The 23,414-nt window shown below is 69.7% G+C and carries 20 protein-coding genes and 1 pseudogene; 12 read left to right on the top strand and 9 right to left on the bottom strand.

Going from position 1 to position 23,414, the window contains the following annotated elements; translation table 11 throughout:
• Nucleotides 1-48: 48 nt before the first annotated feature.
• Both LSI54_RS01840 and LSI54_RS01835 read right to left on the bottom strand, forming a co-directional pair.
• Nucleotides 49-1,431 carry an AAA family ATPase gene (locus LSI54_RS01840; RefSeq protein WP_241477622.1) on the bottom strand — a complete coding sequence of 461 codons (1,383 nt, stop codon included), beginning with the start codon at nucleotides 1,429-1,431 and terminating at the stop codon, nucleotides 49-51.
• Nucleotides 1,432-2,211, bottom strand: coding sequence for a hypothetical protein (locus LSI54_RS01835; protein WP_241477621.1), 780 nt, complete (start codon nucleotides 2,209-2,211; stop codon nucleotides 1,432-1,434).
• A gap of 203 nt (nucleotides 2,212-2,414) precedes the next feature.
• Here LSI54_RS01835 and LSI54_RS01830 point away from each other — a divergent pair, with 203 nt between their 5' ends.
• Complete coding sequence (locus LSI54_RS01830) at nucleotides 2,415-2,675, top strand: helix-turn-helix domain-containing protein (RefSeq protein WP_241477788.1); 261 nt, start codon at nucleotides 2,415-2,417, stop codon at nucleotides 2,673-2,675.
• Here the strand turns inward: LSI54_RS01830 and LSI54_RS01825 are convergent.
• Nucleotides 2,661-3,263 carry a hypothetical protein gene (locus LSI54_RS01825; protein WP_241477620.1) on the bottom strand — a complete coding sequence of 201 codons (603 nt, stop codon included), beginning with the start codon at nucleotides 3,261-3,263 and terminating at the stop codon, nucleotides 2,661-2,663. The two genes, LSI54_RS01830 and LSI54_RS01825, sit on opposite strands and share 15 nt — an antisense overlap.
• 145 nt (nucleotides 3,264-3,408) lie before the next feature.
• Between LSI54_RS01825 and LSI54_RS01820 the strand changes: the two genes are divergently transcribed.
• Complete coding sequence (locus tag LSI54_RS01820) at nucleotides 3,409-4,260, top strand: LysM peptidoglycan-binding domain-containing protein (RefSeq protein WP_241477619.1); 852 nt, start codon at nucleotides 3,409-3,411, stop codon at nucleotides 4,258-4,260.
• Nucleotides 4,261-4,426: 166 nt separating this feature from the next.
• Entirely contained in the window at nucleotides 4,427-5,053 is a 627-nt protein-coding gene (locus LSI54_RS01815) for an Rv3235 family protein (protein WP_241477618.1), read from the top strand.
• A gap of 94 nt (nucleotides 5,054-5,147) precedes the next feature.
• Here LSI54_RS01815 and secA read toward each other — a convergent pair.
• The 6 genes and pseudogenes from secA to mtrA form a co-directional block, all read right to left on the bottom strand.
• Nucleotides 5,148-7,733, bottom strand: a pseudogene (gene secA / locus LSI54_RS01810) (preprotein translocase subunit SecA); the annotation flags it as partial.
• 253 nt (nucleotides 7,734-7,986) lie between these two features.
• Nucleotides 7,987-8,676 carry a ribosome hibernation-promoting factor, HPF/YfiA family gene (hpf, locus tag LSI54_RS01805; RefSeq protein WP_241463949.1) on the bottom strand — a complete coding sequence of 230 codons (690 nt, stop codon included), beginning with the start codon at nucleotides 8,674-8,676 and terminating at the stop codon, nucleotides 7,987-7,989.
• Nucleotides 8,677-8,803: 127 nt separating this feature from the next.
• On the bottom strand, nucleotides 8,804-9,712 hold the full coding sequence (locus LSI54_RS01800) for a ComF family protein (RefSeq protein WP_241477617.1): 909 nt from the start codon (nucleotides 9,710-9,712) through the stop codon (nucleotides 8,804-8,806).
• 177 nt (nucleotides 9,713-9,889) lie between these two features.
• Nucleotides 9,890-11,614 (bottom strand): LpqB family beta-propeller domain-containing protein, encoded by a 1,725-nt coding sequence (locus LSI54_RS01795; RefSeq protein WP_241475641.1) that lies wholly within the window; start codon nucleotides 11,612-11,614, stop codon nucleotides 9,890-9,892.
• A complete protein-coding gene (gene mtrB / locus LSI54_RS01790) occupies nucleotides 11,611-13,380 on the bottom strand; it encodes an MtrAB system histidine kinase MtrB (RefSeq protein WP_241475646.1) in 1,770 nt (589 codons plus the stop codon). Before mtrB ends, LSI54_RS01795 begins: the two co-directional genes overlap by 4 nt.
• A gap of 77 nt (nucleotides 13,381-13,457) precedes the next feature.
• Complete coding sequence (mtrA, locus tag LSI54_RS01785; protein WP_036473691.1) at nucleotides 13,458-14,147, bottom strand: MtrAB system response regulator MtrA; 690 nt, start codon at nucleotides 14,145-14,147, stop codon at nucleotides 13,458-13,460.
• A 149-nt stretch (nucleotides 14,148-14,296) separates the two neighbouring features.
• Between mtrA and LSI54_RS01780 the strand changes: the two genes are divergently transcribed.
• From LSI54_RS01780 to LSI54_RS01740, 9 genes are all read left to right on the top strand, one after another.
• Nucleotides 14,297-15,499, top strand: a complete 1,203-nt coding sequence (locus LSI54_RS01780) for a hypothetical protein (RefSeq protein ID WP_241463942.1) — start codon at nucleotides 14,297-14,299, stop codon at nucleotides 15,497-15,499.
• Nucleotides 15,480-16,115 (top strand): DUF4129 domain-containing protein, encoded by a 636-nt coding sequence (locus LSI54_RS13090; protein ID WP_241463940.1) that lies wholly within the window; start codon nucleotides 15,480-15,482, stop codon nucleotides 16,113-16,115. Before LSI54_RS01780 ends, LSI54_RS13090 begins: the two co-directional genes overlap by 20 nt.
• Nucleotides 16,112-17,413: a DUF4350 domain-containing protein gene (locus LSI54_RS01770; protein WP_241477616.1), complete on the top strand. Its 1,302-nt coding sequence runs from the start codon at nucleotides 16,112-16,114 to the stop codon at nucleotides 17,411-17,413. Before LSI54_RS13090 ends, LSI54_RS01770 begins: the two co-directional genes overlap by 4 nt.
• Nucleotides 17,406-18,422 (top strand): AAA family ATPase, encoded by a 1,017-nt coding sequence (locus LSI54_RS01765; protein WP_241463937.1) that lies wholly within the window; start codon nucleotides 17,406-17,408, stop codon nucleotides 18,420-18,422. The genes LSI54_RS01770 and LSI54_RS01765 overlap by 8 nt, the downstream gene beginning before the upstream one ends.
• Nucleotides 18,423-18,515: 93 nt before the next feature.
• Nucleotides 18,516-19,838, top strand: a complete 1,323-nt coding sequence (locus LSI54_RS01760; RefSeq protein ID WP_241477615.1) for a DUF58 domain-containing protein — start codon at nucleotides 18,516-18,518, stop codon at nucleotides 19,836-19,838.
• 145 nt (nucleotides 19,839-19,983) lie between these two features.
• A complete protein-coding gene (gene mnmA / locus LSI54_RS01755) occupies nucleotides 19,984-21,138 on the top strand; it encodes a tRNA 2-thiouridine(34) synthase MnmA (RefSeq protein WP_241475650.1) in 1,155 nt (384 codons plus the stop codon).
• A 26-nt stretch (nucleotides 21,139-21,164) separates the two neighbouring features.
• Nucleotides 21,165-21,614 carry a chorismate mutase gene (locus LSI54_RS01750; protein ID WP_241477614.1) on the top strand — a complete coding sequence of 150 codons (450 nt, stop codon included), beginning with the start codon at nucleotides 21,165-21,167 and terminating at the stop codon, nucleotides 21,612-21,614.
• On the top strand, nucleotides 21,614-22,753 hold the full coding sequence (locus tag LSI54_RS01745; protein ID WP_241477613.1) for a hypothetical protein: 1,140 nt from the start codon (nucleotides 21,614-21,616) through the stop codon (nucleotides 22,751-22,753). The genes LSI54_RS01750 and LSI54_RS01745 overlap by 1 nt, the downstream gene beginning before the upstream one ends.
• Nucleotides 22,754-22,885: 132 nt before the next feature.
• Nucleotides 22,886-23,299 (top strand): VOC family protein, encoded by a 414-nt coding sequence (locus tag LSI54_RS01740; protein WP_241463930.1) that lies wholly within the window; start codon nucleotides 22,886-22,888, stop codon nucleotides 23,297-23,299.
• Nucleotides 23,300-23,414 lie beyond the last annotated feature (115 nt).

Genomic DNA, 23,414 nt, shown 5'->3' with positions numbered 1-23,414 from the left:
GTCCCCCGCTCCGGAGCCGGAGACCGCGCGTTGCCTGTGCCGCTCAGCCTACCGTCTGCCCCGCCGGAACAGGCCTCGACGGCGCACCGAGAGATCGACGCCGGCGAGGCGGGCGATGCTGCGCCGCAGCGCTGAATTCGGGGCGGCCTCGGCGAGGACCTGCCCGGCCAGCAGGGAGGCATCACAGCCCGCCGCGTCCCAGGGCAGGAACGCGTGGATCTGGGCGGCGGGGCCGAGCCGGATCCAGGTCTGGCTGAGCTGATCCCGTGGTGAGCGTCCGATCACCTCGCTGCGCACCTTGTTGATCACCACCTCGGGCTCGGCCAGCGTCGAGGACTCGACGGCGAGTTCCAGAGCCTCCACCGCCTTGACCAGTCGCGGGAAGCCCACCGGGTCAGCGGCCCCGACGGCGAGGATCCTGTCCGCGAGTCCCAGGCAGGTCAGGGTCGCGGCGTTGCGCTGCGGGGCGGTGGTGTCGAAGCTGAGCTCCTCGTCCTCCTCGACCGGGGCGGCGACGTCGATGATCACATGCCCGTAGTGGTTGCGCACCAGTTCCAGCACCGCGGTGAGGCTGCGTTCGCGCAGCTCCGGCCAGCGCTGGGCCCGCGGCAGTCCGGAGAGCAGGCTGAGCCGTGCGCCGCTGATCTGCACGGAGATCGTCGCCGCGTCGAGCGCGGCAGAATCGAGCCTGCCCAGGTCAGCGGCCCGGCAGACCCTGGCCAGTCCGGCGGTCTCCTCCATCAGTCCCAGCTGCGCCACCAGCGAGGCGGCGATGGTGTCGGCGTCGATCAGCAGCACCGAGGCGCCCTGGATCGCGAGCTCGGCCGCGAGGTTGACCGCCACGGTGCTGCGACCGGGGCTGCCCGGGGCGCCCCAGACCACGGTGATTCCGGGTGCCGCATGGCCCAGCGTGGAGGGCGGCCCGCCGTCGTCGTGGTCTGTCGGGTCGTCTGTCTCCACGCCGCCGGGATGGACTCCAGCACCGTCGGCGGTCTGGAGCGTGCTGGGGCTCGCATCGGCAACGGCGGAGGGGCAGCCGCTGGTCGGACCCAGACCGGCGGCGGCGAACTCTGTGACGGTTCCGTCGCTGAGCTCTCGACCCTGCAGGGCCTGCGCCAACGCCGCCGGGCCGACCTCGTCGGTGAAGGTGGGCACCCCGAGCCGCTGCAGCCGGCTCCGTTCCTCCGCGACGTGTGAGACGACCACGACGTGCCTGCCGCCGGCCTGGAGCTCACCGAGCACCGTGGCGGTGAGCTGGTGGGTCTCCCCGATGACCAGCGCGGCATCGGCCCGACCGGCCCGGCAGACGGCGATCAGCTCTGGAAGGTCCGCGCAGCGTCGCTCGATCGTGACGGGACCGTGGAGGCCTTCGACGGCGGCGATGTGGTCCACGCTCAGCCGACCCATGGTCACCACGGCCCACCGACTCATCTAGGCCTCGTCCTCTGGCTCTGGCTCAGGACCTGTCTCTTGCTCCTGCTCTTGCTCTTGCTCGGCATCTGCCTCGGCTCCGGCCTCGGCCCCGGCCGGGACCACGGACAGGGTGGAGGCCGAACTGGTGGCGCCCAGCAGCGCGGGCAGCTCCTCCGGCTCCACCAGCAGCTCCACGATGACGCGCTCCTGGGCGCCGAAGGTGCTGCTGGACTCGGTGATCACCGAGACCTGGGCCGCGGCGGCGATCTGCTCCACCCGGACCTCCTGCTGGGCCCCGAGCGCTCCGGCGTCGGCGGCCCAGACGTCGACGAGGCGTCCCGGCTCCACGCCGCGGGCGAGCGTGTGCTCCACCGCGATCGTCATCGCCTGCCGTCCCTGGGGGTCTTCCTCGGCAAGCGCGCGACGCGGGATCAGCTCGCCCTCATCTACCATGGCGATGAACTCGGCACCGTCCGGCAGGCCCCCGCTGACCGTGAGGTATGCCTCGGAAAGCTCGTCGATCTGCACCTGGACCACGCGCAGATCCTCGGTGGCCAGCCGGTCACCCACGGTGAGCAGCCGGTCCGCGGCGTAGACCTCGGTGGTGTGATTCTGCGTGGTCATCAGCGCGATCACTCCGGAGACCGAGAGGGCCACGATGAGCACGCCTGCGAGGAGCCGGGGATCTCTCCAGCTGGGCCGGCGCAGGCGCTGCCCGGCGGGCACGGATCTGGGCGCCCCGGGCGTCTGCGGACGCGTCCGGGAGTCTGCGCTCGGCGGCGAATGGGGCTCAGGCATGGTGTCTCCCTGGCTGACGGCCCGCCAGCGCGGGCGCACAGGCTCAGCGTAGATACAGGCTCCTCAGAAGACAACGGGTGAAGCAGAACCTGTGCAGAAGGTTTGTGCCGCTGCCGCGTGGGAGAACTCGGATTCCGCCGCCATTGCATGGGAGAATGACGTGAAACGACATCAAACGACATGCGAAATCACGGAGGCTCATGATGCGACGGTTCTTGACTCTCCCCGATGTGGCTGAGGCGCTGAACATCTCGATGTCGCAGACTCGGGCCCTGATCAAGACCGGCGACCTGGAGGGAATCCAGATCGGAGGTCGCGGTCAGTGGCGGGTCGAGGAGGCGAAGCTCGATGAGTACATCGAGCGCCAGTACGCGGCCCAGCGCGCGGCCCGATCGGCTGAAGCTCCCGAGACTCCGGGCGCTTCAGCAGCGATCGAGGACCGGTCGGGCTCAGCTCAGTCCTGAACGGGGCGAGAGCTGCTCGACGTCGGCGCTCTCGCTGCGGAGCCAGGCCACCGCGTGAAGCGGGATGACGAGCGCTGATCGCGCTCCCCCGCCCTGACTGCCCCGGGGCAGCAGATCGTCCCGCCGCGTCGGAGCGATCTCCACGAAATCCCGACCTGCCGCGGCGATGAGGCCTGAGGCCAGCAGTCCCTGCGTCCCGAAGACGCTGACCAGTTCGCGGTCTCGAGCCAGTCGCCGCAGCGGCGCCGTGATGCTCAGTCGCCTTCGCGAGGCGCTGGGCTCGCTGCGAGCAGCCGCGCGGGCCATGCCATCGACGGCCAGGATGCTGGTCAGCGGCACCAGGACGCTGTGCGGGAGCACAGCGCCGGCCAGCCAGTCAGCACCGACTGCGCCGACGCGCACCACGAGGCGCTGACCGCCCGCGATCTGCAGACCCAGCTCCCGCTCTCGGTGCGCCCGCAGGCGTTCGGCGAACTCGAGCCGAGAGGCTTCCAGCCTGGAGGCCTCCGCGGACGCGGCAGTGAGCTCGGCGGTCTGCGCGGCCCCCAACTGGGTCTCGAGATCCTCGAACAGTGCATCCCAGCGCATATCGGTCCCATCTCCACGACCTGCTGTCTGGCCCTGAGAGTACACGATCCGCCGTCACCTCTATTGCAGAGCCGATGAGATTGTGTACACTCAAAAAATATCAAACAGTACTAAATAGCACTCATCACTGACCAGGATGGGCACCATGAGCATTCGCAGCCGAGATCTCGCCTCACCATCCTCGGTGAGGGCAGCCCCCGATGGCAGACTTCAGGATCTGCTGCTGAGCGCGGCGTTCATCGCCAGCGGCCCGGTCCTGTGGTGGTGCGGCGCCGCGATCCTCAGACATCAGCCCGATCTCTGGATGCAGTCCGCCCAGCTCCGAGGTCTCCACGGCATCGAGGCGGCGGAGGCCCTGTTGGGACTGCTCGCTGCGGCATCGGGACTGCTCATCAGCTTCGGCGCGAGCATCGCAGTGCTGGCCGTGCTCACCCAGCAGATCGCCCGACGGTGCGGCGCCTGGCGGATGGAACGGGTCCTCGCGAAGTTCAGCCCTGGATTCCTGCGGCGCAGCGCGGCGCTGGCCCTGGGCGCCGGGCTGGCTCTGACCACCGTGGCGGCAGATTCCTGGCCCCGGGCGACGACGACCGAGGCCGTCTCGGTGCTGGACGGCGGGGCGGCGGGTGACGCGGCGGGCGGGGATCCAGACTCCGCCCTGTTCGACACCACCGCACCACACGATGGTCCCAGCCCCGAACCTGACCGAGGCGCTCCATCACACCCGGAGGCACCCGACTCAGGACTGTTCGTCCCCGAGGCGCCGATCCACGATCGACTTCAGGGCCGGTCGCAGCGCCAGGAGTCGGAGCCCGAGCAGGTCGTGGTCCGGCTGGGGGATTCGCTGTGGGACATCGCCGCGGAGCACCTGGGACCTGACGCCACGGATTGGGAGATCGCCGCGAGCTGGCCCGAATGGTATGCGGTGAACCGGGACCGCATCGGCGCCGACCCGGGCATCATCCTTCCGGGAACGATCCTGGACGTGCCGGACTCGTAGCACCCGGACCAGCCGCACCGCAGATCAGACGATCCGAGAACCAGCGTCCGACGCACCAGCTACCCAAGAACCGACGACCCATACGGGAGAGATCATGTCAGTGAGCCCAGCCGGTCAAGAGCCCTCATCTCAGCCAGGCCCCCGGAACTCTGCGCGGGAGGATCCCATGGAGGCGCTGCGCGCCTTCCTCGACGCGGATCCGCAGCTTCGCGGGCGCACCACCGTCATCCCGGCCCCGAGATCTCCGCGGCACGACCCGGGACCGGTCGCGACGGCGGGCTATCGGCTCATTCGAGAAGATGAGGTACCGGCGCTCATGCGGCGACTCAGCGGGGAGCGGGAGCCTGCGGGGAATCGTCGACCCCCGGGTGAGTCGCCCACCGCGCTTGCCACCTATCGGGAGGAGCGCCGACAGATCTGCGCCATCTCCCGCATCGTCTGCCAGGTCACCACTGAGGTGCTTCAGGGCCTGCGCCCGGCCAGCCAGCTGCAGCGGTGGCTCGATCTCGAGGTGCAGCAGAAGGTGGTCGAACGCGCCGCGCTGCTCGCGGAGACCCGCCGGTCCTCGCGCCGTGAAGCGGCAGGCCGGGGAGACCGAGGCGCGGCCGGCTCCGCGGAGACGATCCCGCGACCCCAGCCGTTGACCTTCGGGCACCTGCGTGCGGAACGCATCACCCGGGGCGCATGGGAGGTCGCAGTGGTGTTCGCCGACGGCAAGCGCATCCGAGCCTGCGCCCTGCGGCTGGAGGCCCACCGACGTCGATGGCGCGTGGTCGCGATGGAACTGGGCTGAGGTGGTCTCCGATCGCAGCCGGGGACGACCTCAGTCCAGGATTCAGCTCAAGGGATCCGCGCGGGGCTCAGCCCTGGGTCGCGGTGGTGTCCTGCAGACCGGGCACGCGCAGCCGCTTGCCGGCGGCGAACATCCGCCCGTCCTTGACCCCGGGAAGGTTCGGTGCGGCGGTCTCGGGAGCCTTCGCGGTGACTTCCGCACTGAAGAGCAGCCGCACCGAGTCCTCGCGGACGCTGTCGGCCATGGTCTGGAAGAGCAGGAAGCCTTCACGCTGATATTCGACCAGCGGATCACGCTGGGCCATCGAGCGCAGTCCGATGCCTGACTTCAGGTAGTCCATCTCGTAGAGATGCTCCTGCCACTTCTCGTCGATCACGGTGAGCAGCACCCGACGCTCGAGCTGCCGGATCGCTGCCTCCCCGACCTCCTCAGCCTTGTTCTCGTAGGCGACCTTGGCGTCGGAGATGAGCTCACGCTTGAGCATCTTGACGTTGAGCTGATCGATGCCCCCGGCCTCTTCGACCAGGTCCTCGATGCTCAGCGACACCGGGTAGAGCGACTTCAGCTCTTCCCAGAGAGCCTCCAGGTCCCAATCCTCCGAGGAGGAGGAGGTGGTCTTCTCCTCGATCATCAGGCTCACCGCGTCTTCGATGAAGTGCTGGACCTTCTCGTGGACGTCGTCGCCCTCGAGGATGCGGCGGCGGTCGGAGTAGATGGCCTGGCGCTGACGGTTCATGACGTCGTCGTACTTGAGCACGTTCTTGCGGGTCTCGGTGTTCTGACCCTCGCGCTGCTGCTGGGCGTTGGCGATCGCGGAGGACACGAATTTGTGCTCCACCGGGATCTCATCGTCCATGGCCTTGGAGTTCATGATGCGCGCGGCGGCGGCCTGGTTGAAGAGCCGCATCAGGTCATCGGTCAGGGAGATGTAGAACCGGGATTCGCCGGGGTCACCCTGACGTCCGGAGCGTCCGCGCAGCTGGTTGTCGATGCGTCGGGACTGGTGCCGCTCGGTGCCCAGCACGTAGAGCCCGCCCAGTTCGCGGACCTTGTCGCCGTCGGCCTTGGTCTCGGCCTTGGCGCGGTCGAAGACCTCGTCCCATTTCGCCTCGTAGGCCTCGGCGTCCTTCACCGGATCCAGGCCGAGCTTCTCCATCTCGCGGACGGCGTTGAACTCGGCGTTGCCGCCGAGCATGATGTCGGTGCCTCGACCGGCCATGTTCGTGGCCACGGTGACCGAACCCTTGCGGCCCGCCTGGGCGACGATGGTGGCCTCGTGCTCGTGGTTCTTCGCGTTGAGGACCTCATGGCGGATGCCGGCCTGGGCCAGCTTCTTGGAGAGGTACTCGGACTTCTCCACGGACTCGCTGCCCACCAGGATCGGCTGGCCCTTCTCGTGGCGTTCGACGATGTCTTTGATCACCGCGTCGAACTTCACCACCTCGTTCTTGTAGACGAGGTCGTTGTGGTCGGTGCGCTGGCGCTCACGGTTCGAGGGGATCGGGACGACGCCGAGCTTATAGGTCGACATGAACTCGCCGGCCTCGGTCTCGGCGGTGCCGGTCATGCCCGAGATCTTGTCGTAGCTGCGGAAGTAGTTCTGCAGCGTCACGGTGGCCCGGGTCTGGTTCTCTGGTTTGATCCGGACCTGCTCCTTGGCCTCGATGGCCTGGTGCAGGCCCTCGTTGTAGCGCCGGCCCTTGAGGATGCGTCCGGTGTGCTCATCGACGATGTGCACCTCGCCCTGGGAGACCACATAATCGGTGTCCTGGCGGTAGAGCTCCTTGGCCCGGATGGCGTTGTTGAGGTACTGGATCAGCGTGGTGTTCTGGGTCTCATAGAGGTTCTCGATCCCGAGGTAGTCCTCGACCTTGTCGATGCCGGACTCCAGGACGCCGACAGTGCGCTTCTTCTCATCGACCTCGTAGTCCTCGTCGATGTGCAGCTTCTTCACCAGCGTGGCGAAGTCGCTGTACCAGCGCGAGACGTCGCCGGAGGCGGCTCCGGAGATGATCAGCGGGGTGCGCGCCTCATCGATGAGGATCGAGTCGATCTCATCGATGATGGCGTAGTGGTGCTCACGCTGGACCAGGTCATCCAGGGACTGCGCCATGTTGTCGCGCAGGAAGTCGAAGCCGAACTCGTTGTTCGTGCCGTAGGTGATGTCTGCGGCGTAGGCCTCGCGGCGCGCGGCCGGCTTCAGGTCATTGGTGATGGTGCCGACGTTGAGCCCGAGGAAGCGGTAGACGCGTCCCATCAGGTCCGCCTGGTACTTGGCCAGGTAGTCATTGACGGTGACCACGTGGACGCCCTTGCCGGTGAGCGCGTTGAGGTACGCCGGGGCGGTGGCGACCAGGGTCTTGCCCTCACCGGTGCCCATCTCGGCGATCTCACCCAGATGCAGCGCCGCTCCGCCCATCAGCTGCACGTCGTAGTGGCGCTGACCCAGCGTGCGGTCGGCCGCCTCGCGGACAGTGGCGAAGGCCTCGGGGAGCAGCGAGTTCAGTGACTCGCCGTCACGCAGACGCTCCCGGAAGCGTTCGGTCTCGGCGCGCAGCTCGGCGTCGCTGAGCTCCTTGAACTCGTCCTCCAGGAGGTTCACCGCATCCGCGTAGGAGCGCAGAGTCCTGAGGATCTTCTTGTCCCCGGTCTTGAGGATTCGTTCAAGCAGAGTGGGCACAGCCAGTTCTCCATCGGTGTCTACTGGTTCGGCGGAGACTCACGATAGGCATGAATCACCATCTGTCATTCTACGCGCTCCCCCCAGCAGCACCCGAACCCATGGCCCCAGGCTCCTCCCCCACACGGTTGAGGGGCGGATTCCGACGAGCATCTCAGCCCGTCTGGGCCAGGAACACTCGGAGAATCCGCCCCTCAACGCAGAAGGAGCCCCTCACGGAGGGGTGATGGGTGGGTGGTGCTGGTGGTGCGGGTCAGGAGGCCTGGTAGGCCAGTTCCTCGACCACCGGTTCACGCTGATCGCCGCCGTTCGGATCCAGCGAGATCACGCCATAGGTCCAGCCCCGGCGGCGGTAGACCGCGGAAGGCTGACCCGTCGCGGCGTCCACGAAGAGGTAGAAGTCATGCCCGACCAGTTCCATCGCATCCACGGCTGCGTCAACGCTGACCGGCTTGGCCGGGAAGACCTTGCGCCGGATCTTGATGCTGGACTCAGCCTCATCCTCGGTGGGCGGCACATCATCAGCCGCCTCCGCATCGAGGACCTGTTCGTAGAGGGGACGGTCGGTGGCTGCCGGCGGAACGCTCGCCATCGCGGCGGCGACGTCGGGGGCCCCGTTGTGGGAGGCGTGGGCGCGGGACTTCTTCTTGTCCAGGGTGCGTCGCAGCCGCTCGGTGAGCTTGTTCAGTGCGATCTCGAAGGCGGCGAACTTGTCCCCGGCCTGCGCTTCGGAACGAATGACCTTGCCACGGCCGATGACGGTCAGCTCGACGGTCATGCTGGTGTCGGCTCGGCGGTGGGAGTTCTCGCTGGAGACCTTGATCTCCAGGCGATGCCCCTTGTCGGTGAGCTGCTCGATCTTCTCGAGCTTCCCTTCGACGTGCTCCTTGAAGGCGGAGGGGATCGCGATATTTCGGCCAGTGAAGTTGACCTGCAGAGTCATTCTGTCCTCCTCGTATCCGATATCAGGCACAGCGGAGACGAGAACGTTCTTCCCCTCGCCGCTGCGATGGGACTGTGAGAAGTACCCATACCTCAGACTAGTTCCCCGGGGCGACCCACGTCACCATTTACGCCTCGGGCGAAGCTCTCACCAGCGGAGATCCCACTTCAGCCCCAGGTCCAGGGGTTGCCGCCAAGACTGCCGCACCGTGGATCCGGGCGCCGGCGGAGGTGAGCACCCGGTGCAGCTCCGCCAGCGTGGATCCGCTGGTGAGCACGTCGTCGACAAGCAGGACATCCGCCCCGGGGAGCAGGCGTCGACCTCGCGGGGTCAGCTCGAGGCTTCCCACCGAGCGACGGCGGCGGGCGCGCGCCCCGCGGGTCTTCTGCCGGCCCTGCCGGGGGCTCAGCGACCGCAGCGCCGCCGCCCGCGATTGGCACAGCAGCCCCGGAACCCGATGCGGTCGCAGCCCGGCCTGGCGCAGCTCCCGCGCGGAGACCGCGAGGGCACGGTCGAGCAGCACCTGCACCGGATCGAACCCGCGGGTCAGCTGGGAGCGCAACGACGACGGCGGGCTCACCAGCAGCCAGGGCCGTGACCCGGGCACCCCGGCCGCGGACTCCGGCGGCACACGCGCCGCCGCCAGGCGCAGAGCGCGTGCGAGCCCCGGTCCCAGCGCGGCACCCAGGCCGATGGCCCCGTGGTCCTTGAACGCGAGCACCGCTCGGGCCACCAGACCCGCGTAGCGACCGGCGGCGCTGACCGGCAGCACGGTGATCGCCTGTGCGTCCATCAGCAGCGGCAGAGCCATCGCCTGCTCCTCGGCCGCGAACGGCGCACGCGTCATCAGGCGGAGATCCTCGGCACAGAGCGCGCAGAGCACCAGGTCCTGCTCCGCGCAGCCGATGCACCACACCGGAGTGACGATCCCTGCCGCCGAGCTCAGCGCGGCCCTGACCGAAGCTCCGGTCGGACCGAACCAGACCCGATCCACGGTGCGACCGAGCTGCCCTGTGCGTTGACGCGTGGGATCCATCCTTCGATCATCTCGGCGCAGCGGCCCGCGGAGTCCGCGTCGGCTCAGCTGGGGAGAACCGGCTCACCGCGTCAGCGGTGCCCGGTGCTGGGGAGAATCGGCGACCCAGCGCACCAGCAGCCCAGCGGCCCAGCGCACCAGCAGATCAGCGACCCAGCAGATCAGAGACCCGGGGCCTCAGCCCGGGAACGCCAGATCCCGGACCTCGATCTCCTCCAGCGCCACCCAGGTGTCGCCGGAGAGATTCTGGAAGGGCACATCCACGGTCTCGGCGAAGACCTTCTGCTGGCCCTCCCCCACGGAGATGTTCAACAGCCCCAGCAGCGGGCTGTCCGCCCGGTTCGCGCCGGTCAGCGTGACCCGCTCCGGGGTCATGGTCTCCTCGTCGGAGCCTGCCCAGACGTAGAGCGCGTCGGGTCCCTGCCAGCGGACCTCCTCGAGCTCCACCGAGGTCTCCAGCCGCATCGGCTGCCCGAGTCCTCGCGGGATGCCGGTGGAATCGCGGATCACACCGGCCACGTAGAGGTCCCGTTCGCCGTCGTCGTCGAGGATCACCGCGGCCCTGGCCCCGTCCTGAGCGATGCGTAGCGAGGTGATCGTGCGGTTCTCCAGCCAGTCGGCGCTGACCTCCGCGCTGGAGGGCTCCAGGGACTCGTCATAGGCCAGGGCGTGGACCGTGGCGTCGTCGCCCTCCGCGGACGCGGTCCAGGTCCAGCCGTAGTTGTCCATCGATGGCCGGGTGAGGTTGGGGGCCTCGAGCACCGGGTCCTCGGCCCGCTCGGGGCGCAGGTGGTAGAGCTGATCGCCCTCGCCGTTGAGGAACGCGAAGACCTCCTCGGAGGAGGATCCCGGGACCGCCGGTGCCTGCGGGTCTAGGTCAGCGATGTCCGGCAGGCTTCCGATGGAGAGCGTGACCTGGTCGTTCTGTCGGCGCAATGTGTCGTTCTCGATGCCCACCTGGGTGGAGTCCACCTCTGGGGAGACCTCGATGCGCAGCCGGTCCTCCTCGGGCAGGTCCGCCTGCACCGGGATCTCCAGCTCGCGCTGGGCCACGGTGATCTCGACATCGTTGATCCGGGTGAGCGAGGTCAGCGCAAGGTCCAGCTGCTGCTGCATCAGGACCCGTTCGGCGGGATCGGCGTCCTCGACGCCGCCCGGGGAGAGGTCCACCGCGGCGGTGCTGTCATCGACCGGCACCGAGGCGCGCTCCAGCGTGACGTCGTCGCCGAAGGCTGAGATCACGGCGGGTTCCAGGTAGGGCGCCGGTCCGGCGAGCAGCGCGCTGACGATCTCTGAGGAGATGCCCGGCCGGTTGAGGAACCAGCGCTGATCCGGCACCGCGTAGCGCAGCTGTGGGTCGAAGTAGTAGAGGGTGTGGGCCTGGAAGGCCTGCTGGAACGAGCCGTCGATGAGCATGGTGCCGTCGGGGGCTTCGGTGATCCGCCACTCCCCCTCGACCTCCTCCACGGTGAAGTCCATGACTTCGGTGGAGTCCTCGGGCAGCCGGGTCAGGATCCCGGCCCCGTCCACCACGGAGTCCACCTGGAACGGGGCGCTCCAGGTGTCCTCTCCGGAGGCCAGCACCGGTGGTTCGGAGGAGTAGACGACGGTCCGCGCATCAGGGCGCCAGTCCCTGGCCGCCGCCGGGGACATGAACTGCCGTGCGATGGCGTAGTCGTCCTGGGCGCCGGCTCCGGCGCGGATGAATCCCGCGACGATCTGTTCTGCGGTCGCGCCGGTCTGCGGCGGCTGCGCCTGCGGGGCGTAGGTGAGGTCTTCGCCTGATTCCGGGGCGGAGGTCCCCACCGGCCCGTCGGTGGGCAGCAGCGGCGAGCAGGCGCTGAGCAAGAGCATCAGCGTGAGCAGCCCTGTGATCAGCGCGAGCAGTCGACGGCGGATCATGACTCACCCTTCCTCGGCTGGTAGAGCGCCTGTTCGTTGATCCGGTCATGCTGCGGCTCTTCTTCGGAGAGATCCTGGATGTTCTCGATGCGGTACCTGTCGGTGGCCCGGTAGACCGGAGGCAGCGCCATCGGCGAGGCGCGGTAGGGCACCGACTGTCGGCGCGGCAGCACCAGCCGGAAGCAGGAGCCCTGACCCTTCTGACCCCACGCGTCCAGGGCACCCTGGTGCAGCCGGGTGTCCTCAGTGGCGATCGAGAGGCCGAGCCCGGAGCCTCCGGTGGTGCGCGCCCGGGCCGGGTCGGCGCGCCAGAAGCGGTCAAAGACGTGGGCGACCTCGGAGGGGCTCATGCCGATCCCATGGTCGCGCACCGCGATGCCGACCGCGGTGGGGCTGGAGCAGACGATCACATCGACCGGGCGTGCCTCGGCGTGTTCGATCGCGTTGTTGATCAGGTTGCGCAGGATCCGGCTGATCCGTCGGGCGTCGACCTCTGCGAGGAAGTTCTCTCCCTGGACCACCAGGCCCAGCGGGGTGTTCGAGCTCTCCGCCAGCGGCTTGGAGCTGATCAGCACCTCCCGGACGAGGGCCAGGAGGTCGACCTCAGCAGTGGCCAGCTCGGCGGCGCCGGCGTCGAACCGAGACATCTCCAGCAGGTCCGAGAGCAGCGCCTGGAACCGTTCCACCTGGTGGTGGAGCAGCTCGGTGGAGCGTCGGTTGATCGGATCGAAGTCATCGCGCGACTCGTGCAGCACCTCGGCGGCCATGCGTACCGTGGTCAGCGGGGTGCGCAGCTCGTGGGAGACGTCGGAGACGAAGCGCTGCTGCATCTTGGAGAGGTTCGCCAGCTGCGTGATCTGCTCCTGCAGGTTCGAGGCCATCCGGTTGAAGGACAGGCCCAGTCGGGCGATCTCGTCCTCCCCGCGCACGGCCAGGCGCTGGTCCAGCTGACCGTCGGCGATCCGTTCCGAGACCTCGGCGGCCTGCGAGACCGGACGCACCACCGAGCGGGCGACCCAGGCGGCGATGGCCATGTTGATCAGCAGGATCGCGGCACCGGCGACGAGCATGGTGCGGAAGACGAAGGCGACGTTCTCCTGGACCGGGGAGAAGTCGTAGACGAAGTAGAGCGCATAGGGGTTGCCCTGCACGTCGACCTGAGTGCCGAACGCGATTCCGGGCGAATCATTGGTCCGGTTGGCGTTGAGCTGGACCGCCTGCCAGTACTGGCCGGTGCCCCCGGCGACGGCAGCGTTGAGCTCATCCGAGATCAGGCCCGGTGGGAGGCCCCCGGAGGTGATGCCGTCGACGTAGAGATTCTCTCCGCCCTCCAGCGGCAGCAGGATGACCTCGCGCTGGATCTGCGCGGTGGAGTCGTCCACGTCGTTGAGGATCGACTGGATGTCCTGCTGGGCCTCGGTCCGGCTGCTGGTGCTCAGTGCCGCGAAGCTGCTCCGGATCGCGTCCAGGCCATCGGCGGCCTCCAGCTCGGCCTGATCGAAGCGCTCCTGGAAGAGTCCGGAGGTGACCTGCTGCACCAGGAAGGCCGCCACGGCCATGGTGCTGATCATGGTGAGCAGGCCGGTGAAGAAGACCGCGCGGATCAGCAGCGAGCGCGCCCACAGCCGAGGCAGCCCGCTGATCTTCCGGGCGGTTCCGCCGAAGGTCCGCTTCTCGACGGCAACCTGCTCGCCGTCGGCGGCCTCGGTCGCCTTCGCGGCCGCGTCGATCTCCTCCTGCGGGTCCCGGACACGGTCCCGGACCACCGGGACGCTGCCGGTCGAGGTCGCCGAGGACCGTGAGGCAGCCTGATCTGCGGAGGGCTCAGCTTCACCAGGAATGACTACCCCTGCCCTCCGGCCTTGTAGCCGACGCCGCGCACGGTCTGCACGATCTCGGGGTTCTCCGGATCCTTCTCGATCTTTGAACGAAGTCGCTGCACGTGGACATTGACCAGTCGGGTGTCGGCCTGGTGGCGGTAGCCCCAGACCTCCTCCAGCAGCATCTCGCGGTTCCAGACCTGCCAGGGCTTCTTCGCCAGCGCGGTGAGCAGGTCGAACTCCAGCGGGGTCAGCGAGATCCGGTGCTCGCCGCGGCGGACCTCGTGACCGGCGACGTCGATGCTCAGGTCCCCGATGGTGAGGTTCTCTCCGTCCGGGCGCGCATTGTGGTCAGCCGGACGCAGTCGAGCCCGCACCCGGGCGACCAGCTCGGCGGGCTTGAAGGGCTTCGGCACGTAGTCATCGGCGCCGGCCTCGAGTCCGCGCACCACATCGGCGGTGTCGGACTTGGCGGTCAGCATGATCACCGGAGTGTCGGCCTCCTCGCGGATCTCGCGGCAGACCTCGATGCCGTCCTTGCCGGGCAGCATCAGATCGAGCAGGACCACGTCCGGCTTGGAGCTGTGGAAGGTCTCCAGGGCGTCTTCGCCGTTGAAGCAGAAGGTGGGCTCGAATCCCTCGTTGCGCAGCACAATGCCGATCATCTCCGCGAGCGCTTCGTCGTCGTCGACGACCAGGATTCTGGCTTTCATCTGCTCTCCATCCATAGGGGTCCTGCGGCGCAGAGCGTCTCGCGCGCGCAGATTTGGGCCCAGTTTCCAGGCGGCACCGCATTCAGGATATATGAGAGCGGTAGGCTGGGCGCAGAGGGCACTCGCGCAGACGCGCTTGAGGAGGGGCGATGATCCGGACAGCGGAGACACACCGTGATGCTCGGCCGCGGCCGGGCCTCGGTTCTGCGCCCTCGCGCGCCACGCAGGAGCCCCCGCTGACCCCGGGCTCGGTCTTCCCGCTGCGCCGGATGGTCGCAGATGAGCTCTTCAGCGCCGCCGTGGCCGTGATCCGTCGATCTCCGAAGGCCGTGCTGGGCGTCCCCTTCCTCGCCGGGCTGGTGAACTTCGGGCTGACCCTGGTGATGATGCTGGTGCTGCCCTCGTCCTCCTATATGCGCATGCTCACCGACCCGGACGCCTTCGAGGACCCGGACCTGGCGCTGGGCGTGGCCACCGATGCCGCGTTCCTCTGGGTGACCTTTGCGAGCTCCGCGGTGACGTTCCTGGTCATCGCGGTGGCCACTGCCTATATGGTGCTGCCCACGCTGCGTGCCGCCTACGGCCTGCATACCGGGATGGGCCAGACCGTCCGGCTGCGGCTGGGCCGACTCGGTCCGACCGTGGTCAACCTGCTGGTGCTGGGGCTGATCCTCACCGTGGTGGCGCTGCCGGTGTTCTTCGTCGCGGTGCTGCTGCTGGTGATCACCCTGTTCTTCGGGGCCGTGGTGGTCCTGCCCGGGCTCTTTCTGGCGCTGTGCTGGGTCACTGCGGCGGTGATGTACGCCCCGCTGACCGTGGTGGTGGAGCGCATGGGTCCCTTCGCGGCCCTCGGACGGTCCTGGCGGCTGAACCGTGGACGCTGGTGGCGCAACATCGGGCTGGTCGCGCTGCTCTACGTGATCCTCGGACTGGTCTTCACGATCGCCTCGATGCCGCTGATCCTCGCCGTGGCCGCCTCGGAGCTGATCGAGAACAGCCTGACCACAGGCGGGGAGTGGGCCGGCTTCGCGGTTTTCGCGCTGACCGAGCTCTACGGCACGGTGCTCTCCACGCTGTTCATCGGGGTGGTGGGCACGGTGATCTCGTTGATGTACCTCAATGCCAGGATCCGGCAGGAGGCCCTGGACGTGACGCTGCTGGCTGCGGCCGATCCGGTGCGAGGCCCGCTGGCTCCGGCCGACCCGCATCAGGTGGGGCTGCCGGGGCAGGCGCAGCCGGCGGGGCCGGCGGAGCCTGCCCGGACCGGCGCCGATCGTCTGGTCCCCGGGTCGATCGAGCACCTCCAGGAACACTTCGCGGAGGTGAGCCTCGGTGCAGCCCGAACCCGATGAGGCCCGGCGGCTCCTCGAGCAGGAGCTCAGCGATCCGCGCTATCAGCGCGACGCGACCGGTCCGCTGCGCGAGGCCGCAGACCGCTTCTTCGGCTGGCTGGACCAGCTGAGCCTGAACCTGGGTCCGCTGAACCTGCCCCTGGGACCGGTGCTGCTGCTGGTGCTGCTGCTCGCCGCGGTGGTCCTGTGCATCGTGCTGGTGCGGCCCCGGCTGCAGCGCGGCACCGACTCTGCGGAGCTGCTCACCAGCCCCGCCGGCGTCACCGCGGAGCAGCTGCGCCGGCGCGCCGAGTCCCACGCCCAGGCCGGACGCTTCGACGAGGCCTGCCGGGAGCTCTTCCGTGCCGTGATCCGGGCCGCGGAGGAGCGCCAGGAGCTCACCGAGCAGGCAGGTCGCACCGCCACCGAGGCAGGCGCGGCGCTGGCGCGGGCGCACCCCGTCCAGGCGCAGCAGGCGATCCACGCGGCAGAGCTGTTCAACTATTCCCGCTACGGCGGCGGTGCGCTGCAGCGCACCGACTACGACTCCCTGCTCACCCTCCAGGAGCGGCTGCGGTCCTCTCCGGCCGAAACTCAGCAGCCTGAGCGCCTGCAGACTCAGGGGGCGCGGCGATGACGACGACGGCGACGCTCGGCTCCACCCTGCGCAGCGGGTTCCAGCGCTGGCAGTTCTGGCTGCTCCTGCTGGTCCTGGGCGTCCTCGCGGTGGCACTCGTCCGGTCGGTCAGCGACGAGGACCTGGATCGCTTCGGCCTGGGGAACACCTCGCTGGACGGGTACGCCGCACTTTCCCAGGTGCTCGAGGACCGCGAGGTTCAGATCCACCCGGCCCCCTCCGCGGAGATCGCCCGCGAGCTGCTGACCGAGCATCCCGGGGCCCCGCTGGTGGTCCTCTCCACCGGCGACGTCCCCGACGACGCCTTCGTCGAGGGCCTGCGCGCACGCGGGGACCGACCCGTGGTGCTGCTCAGCGAGGGCTCCGAGCTGCTCAGCGCGCTGCACCCTGAGGGTCCGGAGCTCTACGCCGGAGCGCACCCGGGCGGTGGATCCGGCTCAGCCCTGGAGGCCGGCGCCCAGTGCCCGCTGGACGCCGCGGTGAACGCCGCCACGGTGCAGGCCCCGGGCGCGCTGTTCTACAGCGATGAACCGGGCTGCTTCACCGGATTCTCCGATGACGCCGGTGACGCGCAGATGCTGATCGAGACCGACGCCGGTGTGTTCTTCGGGGCGCCGGCGGCGTTCACCAACCAGAACATCACCGACGCCGGGCACGCGGCGCTGGCGCTGTGGCTCTTCGGCGCCGAGGACGACCTCATCTGGTACACCCCGATGGGCCTGGACACCCTCGATGACCAGCAGTGGGCCTCCCCCATGGACTTCCTCCCCGACTGGGTCACCCCCCTGGCCTGGTGGCTGCTGCTCTGCGTGCTGGTGATGATGCTCGTGCTCGGGCGGCGTCCCGGCCCGGTGGTGGGCGAACCGCTGCCGGTCCAGGTCCCCGCGGCCGAGACCGCCGAGGGGCGCGGCCGGATGTATCAGAGCGCCAACGCAGTGACCGCCTCGGCACAGACGCTGCGCAGCGCCCACCTGATCCGGCTGGCCCGGCTGCTCAGGCTCGGGGCCGCCCCGCGGGAGGCGAGCATCATCGACGCCGCCGCCCGGCAGGTCCGCCGCGACCCCGCCCAGCTGGGCGCGCTGCTCGCCCGGCAGCCGCGACGCAACTCAGACCTGGTCGCCTACGCCCAGGCGCTGGCGCAGCTGGAGGACGAGGTCCAGCGCGCCGCGCTGAGTCACCACCCCAGCGGTCGCCACACCAACGGTCAGCAGGACACCGGTCGCGGCTCAGGGCCGCGCAACGAACAAGACCCCACACACCTGAACCACCAGCAAGGGAAGAACACCAGCAATGACTGAACCGCATATCGCCGCCACGCAGAACCATCAGGCCCCGCACCCCCTCGGAGACCAGGCGGCGCACCAGCTGCGCGACAAGTTCCAACAGGTCCGCGGCGAGGTGGCCAAGGCGGTGGTCGGTCAGGACGCCGCCGTCACCAGCGTGCTGATCGGGCTGCTGGTCCGCGGCCATGTGCTCCTCGAAGGTGTGCCCGGGGTGGCCAAGACGCTGCTGGTCCGCGCGATCTCCGCCTCGCTGAGCCTGGACACCTCGCGGGTGCAGTTCACCCCGGACCTGATGCCCGGCGACGTCACCGGCTCGCTCGTCTATGACTCCAAGACTGGGGACTTCAGCTTCCGCGAGGGCCCGGTCTTCACCAACCTGCTGCTCGCCGACGAGATCAACCGCACCCCGCCCAAGACTCAGGCCTCGCTGCTCGAGGCCATGGAGGAACGCCAGGTCTCGGTGGACGGGATCAGCCGGGCGCTGCCCGATCCGTTCCTGGTCGCCGCCACCCAGAACCCGGTGGAGTATGAGGGCACCTACCCGCTGCCGGAGGCCCAGCTGGATCGGTTCCTGCTCAAGGTGCACCTGGACCTCCCCCACCGCGGAGAGGAGATCGAGGTCATCCGCCGCCACGCCGCCGGGTTCAACCCCTCCGACCTCGCCGGCGCCGGAGTCCGCGCCGTGGCCGGCGCCGAGGACGTCCTCGCCGCCCGCGCCCAGGTCCGCCAGGTCGCCATCGCCGGTGAGGTGCTCGCCTATATCGTCGACCTCGCCCGCGCCACCCGGGAGACCCCGAGCTTCCAGCTGGGCGTCTCCCCCCGTGGCGCCACCGCCCTGATGAACGCCGCCCGCGCCTGGGCCTGGCTCTCCGGACGCGACTTCATCACCCCCGACGACGTCAAGGCGCTGGCCCCGGCCTGTCTGCGGCACCGCGTCTCGCTGCGCCCGGAGGCGGCGATGGACGGGGTCAGCATCGACGACGTGCTGCAGTCCATCCTGGCCACCGTCCCGGTCCCGCGCTGAACGGCGGCCCGGACACGTGACCACCCCTGAGATGGCTGCTGAGTCGGCAGCTGAGATGGACGCTGCGATGAACTCCGCAGAGGGAGCCGCCCGATGGTCCTGACCCGACGCTTCCTCTACCTGGCGCTGGTGCTGAGCGCCGTCGTCGTCGTGTTCCCGGCCCCGGCCACGCTGCTCGGCTGCGCGCTGCTGCTGGTGCTGCTCGCCGCGCTCGACATGGTCCTCGCCGGCTCCCCGCGCAGCGTGCGGGTGGAGCGCGTGCCCACCACCGACGTGCGGCTGGGTCAGCCGACGACGGCGAGCACCACCGTGCATCACCACGGGTCGCGACGGCTGCGCGGTCAGGTCAAGGACGGCTGGCAGCCCTCCGCCGGCGCGCGCCAGCAGGTCAGTCCGATCCGGCTGGGCCCCGGGTCGAGCTCCCGGATCGAGACGGCGCGGATCGAGACGGCGCTGCGGCCCACCCGCCGCGGAGACCTGCACAGCGAACACCTGAGCCTGCGCTCGATCGGTCCGCTGGGTCTTGCCGGACGCCAGGTGACCCACCGGGTCAGGCACACCCTGCGGGTGCTGCCGCCGTTCCACTCGCGCCGGCATCTGCCCTCGAAGCTGCAGCGGCTGCGCGAGCTCGACGGCGCCACAGCGGTCCAGATCCGCGGGGCCGGGCACGAGTTCGATTCGCTGCGCGACTATGTGCGCGGCGACGATGTGCGCTCCATCGACTGGCGCGCCACGGCCCGGCGGCAGTCCTCCCAGGGCCAGCACCTGGTGGTGCGCACCTGGCGGCCTGAACGTGACCGGCGGGTGATCCTGGCGCTGGACTCCTCCCGCACCTCCGCGGTGCGGATCGAGGACGAGCCGCGGCTGGACTCCGGGATGGAGGCGGCGCTGCTGCTCGGTGCGCTCGCCGCCGGCGCCGGGGATCGGGTGGACTACTTCTCCTTCGACCGCGGGGTCAGCTCCCAGGCCCGCTCCGGGATGCGCGGAGATCTGCTGCACCAGATGGCCGAGGCGATGTCCACGGTGGAGCCCCGCCTGGTGGAGGCCGACTTCTCCCAGCTGCCGGGCCAGATCCGCATGATCAGCTCCCAGCGCAGCCTGCTGGTGGTGCTCACCTCGCTGGACTCGGGGTCCCTGGAGGAGGGCCTGCTCCCGGTGCTGCCGGCGCTGAGCCAGCGCCACCTCGTGGTGCTCGCCGCGGTGCGCGACCCCGAGCTGGACCGGCGAGCGCGAGCCCGGGAGACCACCGGGGAGGTCTACCGTGCGGCCGCCGCCGAGCGGGCGCTGATCGAGAAGGAGGCGCTGCGCCGCCAGCTGGCCTCGCTCGGGGTCGAGGTCGTCGAGGCCACCCCGCACCAGCTGCCCCCGCAGCTCGCCGACACCTATATCCGGCTCAAGGCCTCGGGCCGGCTCTAGCGCCGGCGGCTGACGAGGCACCGCTGGCAGTCGGACGAGCGGCGGCTGACCGGCGGGAATGCACCGACCCCCGGGATTGCTGAATACTGGGCATCAGCATCTCCACTTCCACGGAGCGCATCATCGTCGATCAGAAAGTCATCTCATGAAGGTATTGGCAGCCATGTCCGGCGGAGTGGACTCCGCGGTGGCCGCGGCCCGCGCCGTCGACGCCGGCCACGAGGTCGTCGGGGTCCACCTGGCGCTGAGCCGGATGCCCGGCACGCTGCGCACCGGATCCCGCGGCTGCTGCACCATCGAGGACTCCTCCGACGCCTGGCGCGCCTGCGAGAAGCTCGGCATCCCCTTCTACGTCTGGGACTTCTCCGAACGCTTCAAGGCCGACGTGGTCGATGACTTCATCAGCGAATACGCCGCCGGCCGCACCCCGAACCCCTGCATGCGCTGCAACGAGAAGATCAAGTTCGAGGCGCTGCTGGACAAGGCGATCGCGCTGGGCTTCGACGCGGTGGCCACCGGCCACTACGCCAAGGTCTTCCGCGACGCCGAGGGCAGCCCGGAGCTGCACCGGGCAGCGACCTGGACCAAGGATCAGTCCTATGTGCTCGGCGTGCTCACCACCGAGCAGCTCGAGCACTGCATCTTCCCGCTGGGCGAGACCCCCTCGAAGGACCTGGTCCGCGCCGAGGCGGAAGAACGCGGACTCTCGGTGGCGAAGAAGCCCGATTCCCATGACATCTGCTTCATCCCCGACGGCGACACCCGCGGCTGGCTCGCCGAGCAGATCGAGCTGCGCAACGGCCCGATCCTTGATGCCGAGGGCGAGCAGATCGGCGAGCATGAGGGCTCCGAGGCCTACACCGTGGGCCAGCGCCGCGGGCTGAAGCTCGGCCACCCCGCACCGGACGGCAAGCCCCGCTTCGTGCTGGAGATCCGACCGAAGGACAACACCGTGGTCGCCGGGCCGCGGGAGCTGCTCGAGATCGACCGGCTCACCGGGATCCGGCTCTCCTGGGCCGGAAGTCCGGTGCCCGAGGCCGCCACCGGTGGGTGGTTCTCCCTGGACCTGCAGATCCGCGCCCACGCCGACCCCGTCCCGGCCCGCGCCCGGGTCGAGGCCGAGCATCCGGAGACCTCCACCGGCGCCCCGAGGCTGATGGTGGAGCTCGAGGAGGCGCTCCAGGGAGTGGCCCCCGGACAGACCGCGGTGATGTACCAGGGCACCCGGGTGCTGGGGCAGGCCACCATCGACACCGCCCGTTCGAAGAACTACCAGCCGGTGAGCTCGGCCGCCCGGTAGGCAGGGCGCACCAGTAGGCTGGGTGCATGAGCACAGATCCCCGCGCCGGCGAGGCCGCCGCCCAGGTAGAACCCGAGATCCTCGATGAGCTGCTCTCGATGCGGGCGAGCATCGACAACATCGACGCGACCCTCGTCTACCTGTTGGCCGAGCGGTTCAAGGCCACCCAGCGCGTCGGGGTGCTCAAGGCCAAGCACCAGCTCCCTGCGGCGGATCCGGCCCGGGAGAAGAACCAGATCGCCCGGCTCAAGCGGCTGGCCAATGAGGCCCAGCTCGACCCTGAGTTCGCCGAGAAGTTCCTGAACTTCATCATCGAAGAGGTCATCCGCCACCACGAGGCGATCTCCGCCTCCTCCGGCGCGACCGGCGGCCCGGGGCCGTCCCCGACTGACCCGGCATCGTCGGGAGCCGTCACCGAACCCGCACCCGCCGCCGCACCCGCCGCCGCTCCCGCCGACGATTCGGCCCGGCGCTGATGCCGCTGCGCTCCACCGCGGCCGGCGTGATGCCGGGGACGAATCTTCTGCGCAGCGCCGAGCTCCAGGCAGCGGAGCTGCCGGCACCGCACCTGCCCGGACTGCCCGAGCTTCCCGGGCGCGGGCTGCACTCCCAGCTGCTGGGCCGCAGCCTCGCCCAGCTCTCCGAGCTCGCCACCGAACTGACCTCCTACGGCTGGCGGCTCACCCAGCGTCCCGGCGCCGATGATCAGCGCGCGCGCGGCTGGCTGCGCTCCGATGTGGACACCTTGGCCGATGTCCGCGGGCAGCGCCGCGAGGCCGGACTGGACACCCCCGACGACGACGGACTCGCCGCTCCCCTGGTGCTCGAGCTGCTGGGACCGATCAGTCTCATGGCGGGGCTCGCGCTGCACTCCGGGGAGAAGGTGCTCACCGACCACGGGGCGCGCCGGGACCTGGCCGCCTCCCTCGCCACGGGGGTCGCCGAACACCTGACCCATGTGCGGCGGGCCTGCGCGCCGTCGTCGTTGACGGTGATCATCACCGAACCCGACTACACCCGCGCTCGCGGCGGGCTGATCCCCACGGTCAGCGGCTACCGGAGCATCCGCGCCCTGGACCGTGAAGAGGCACGCGGCCACCTCGGCCTCATGATCGAGGCCCTCCGACGCACGGGGGTGGAGGAGATCCTGCTGGACCTCGGCGGCAGCGTGGAGCCTGAACACATGCAGGACTTCCGGGCGGCTCAGGGCCCGCGAGCGAGCGGCTTCAGCGTCGATCTCACCGTGATGCAGGCACTCGGCTGGGAACGCACCGCCGAACTGGTGGAATCCGGTGCCACCATGCTCGCCTCCACGCTGACCGGCGCCGAGACCGCCGCGACCGCGCGTCCTGCCTCGCGGGACGCCGCACGCCGCGGTGAGACCCAGCTCCCCCCGGTCAGCGACATCGCGCGGCGGCTGCGCGGACCCTGGGACCGGCTCGGGATGCCGCTGAACAGCCTGGAGAGCTTCATCCTGGTGGGCTCCGCGGACCGCCACCAGGGGGAACCTGCCCGCTCACAGTTCGCCGCGCTGACCGAGCCCGCCGCGATGCGGGTGCTCACCCGGGTGCGCGACACCGCCGAGGCGCTGCGCGACCAGATCCGCGAGGCCTGAGCGGCTCATCCCCGCCCGGTCCAAGCGCCCCTTCCCTCGCGTGGGCACTCTGCGGTGGAATGGCCCGTACGCGGACCCGCTTGCCGCCGCAAGCCGCCCACGCAAAGGGCACAGCACCCGAGAGAGGCCCCGATGGAGCAGCGACTCTCCCTGATCACCCTCGCTGTGAGCGATCTGCCCGCAACCCGGCGCTTCTACGTCGACGGTCTCGGCTGGGCGCCCAGCGTGGAGGCCCCGGGGGTGCTGATGCTGCGCGCCGGGGCGCACCTGCTGCTCTCGCTCTGGGATCGCGGCGAGTTCGAGGCCGAGGTGGGCCCGATCATGACCGGCGACGGGGTCGCGCCGCTGACCCTGGCGCATAATGTGGCCACCCGTCAGCAGGTCGACGCGGTCCTGGACCAGGCACGCGACGCCGGCGCGACGGCGATCCAGCCGGCCGAGCGCCGCGAATGGGGCGGCTACAGCGGGTACTTCGCCGATCCGGACGGGTTCCGCTGGGAGATCGCCTGCGCGCCGGGCGAGGTCAACGACATCGTGCTGCCCTGAGCTGAGCCCTCGACCGCATCCCCGTTCGCTGGGCGCTGGGCGCTCTGCGGGGGATCAGACGCCGCCGGGGCCCGCATTCCGTCGCAGACCGCCCCGCGCAGTGCGCTTCTTGCTC

This window comes from Nesterenkonia sp. AY15 (assembly GCF_022565855.1).
Taxonomy (GTDB): domain Bacteria; phylum Actinomycetota; class Actinomycetes; order Actinomycetales; family Micrococcaceae; genus Nesterenkonia.
The sequence above is the reverse complement of the archived record's forward strand: the minus strand, read 5'-3'. Positions and strand labels throughout refer to the sequence as shown.

What these genes read in the sequence shown, in the direction of transcription:
- LSI54_RS01740 (WP_241463930.1), top strand. Translation starts at nt 22,886, where the DNA reads ATGGAGCAGCGACTCTCCCTGATCACCCTCGCTGTGAGCGATCTGCCC.
- LSI54_RS01760 (WP_241477615.1), top strand. Translation starts at nt 18,516, where the DNA reads ATGGTCCTGACCCGACGCTTCCTCTACCTGGCGCTGGTGCTGAGCGCC.
- LSI54_RS01780 (WP_241463942.1), top strand. Translation starts at nt 14,297, where the DNA reads ATGATCCGGACAGCGGAGACACACCGTGATGCTCGGCCGCGGCCGGGC.
- mtrA (WP_036473691.1), bottom strand. Translation starts at nt 14,147, where the DNA reads ATGAAAGCCAGAATCCTGGTCGTCGACGACGACGAAGCGCTCGCGGAG.
- LSI54_RS01825 (WP_241477620.1), bottom strand. Translation starts at nt 3,263, where the DNA reads ATGCGCTGGGATGCACTGTTCGAGGATCTCGAGACCCAGTTGGGGGCC.
- hpf (WP_241463949.1), bottom strand. Translation starts at nt 8,676, where the DNA reads ATGACTCTGCAGGTCAACTTCACTGGCCGAAATATCGCGATCCCCTCC.
- mnmA (WP_241475650.1), top strand. Translation starts at nt 19,984, where the DNA reads ATGAAGGTATTGGCAGCCATGTCCGGCGGAGTGGACTCCGCGGTGGCC.
- LSI54_RS01830 (WP_241477788.1), top strand. Translation starts at nt 2,415, where the DNA reads ATGCGACGGTTCTTGACTCTCCCCGATGTGGCTGAGGCGCTGAACATC.
- LSI54_RS01820 (WP_241477619.1), top strand. Translation starts at nt 3,409, where the DNA reads ATGAGCATTCGCAGCCGAGATCTCGCCTCACCATCCTCGGTGAGGGCA.
- LSI54_RS01745 (WP_241477613.1), top strand. Translation starts at nt 21,614, where the DNA reads ATGCCGCTGCGCTCCACCGCGGCCGGCGTGATGCCGGGGACGAATCTT.
- LSI54_RS01815 (WP_241477618.1), top strand. Translation starts at nt 4,427, where the DNA reads ATGGAGGCGCTGCGCGCCTTCCTCGACGCGGATCCGCAGCTTCGCGGG.
- LSI54_RS01840 (WP_241477622.1), bottom strand. Translation starts at nt 1,431, where the DNA reads ATGAGTCGGTGGGCCGTGGTGACCATGGGTCGGCTGAGCGTGGACCAC.
- LSI54_RS01765 (WP_241463937.1), top strand. Translation starts at nt 17,406, where the DNA reads ATGACTGAACCGCATATCGCCGCCACGCAGAACCATCAGGCCCCGCAC.
- LSI54_RS01770 (WP_241477616.1), top strand. Translation starts at nt 16,112, where the DNA reads ATGACGACGACGGCGACGCTCGGCTCCACCCTGCGCAGCGGGTTCCAG.
- LSI54_RS01800 (WP_241477617.1), bottom strand. Translation starts at nt 9,712, where the DNA reads ATGGATCCCACGCGTCAACGCACAGGGCAGCTCGGTCGCACCGTGGAT.
- LSI54_RS01750 (WP_241477614.1), top strand. Translation starts at nt 21,165, where the DNA reads ATGAGCACAGATCCCCGCGCCGGCGAGGCCGCCGCCCAGGTAGAACCC.
- LSI54_RS01795 (WP_241475641.1), bottom strand. Translation starts at nt 11,614, where the DNA reads ATGATCCGCCGTCGACTGCTCGCGCTGATCACAGGGCTGCTCACGCTG.
- LSI54_RS01835 (WP_241477621.1), bottom strand. Translation starts at nt 2,211, where the DNA reads ATGCCTGAGCCCCATTCGCCGCCGAGCGCAGACTCCCGGACGCGTCCG.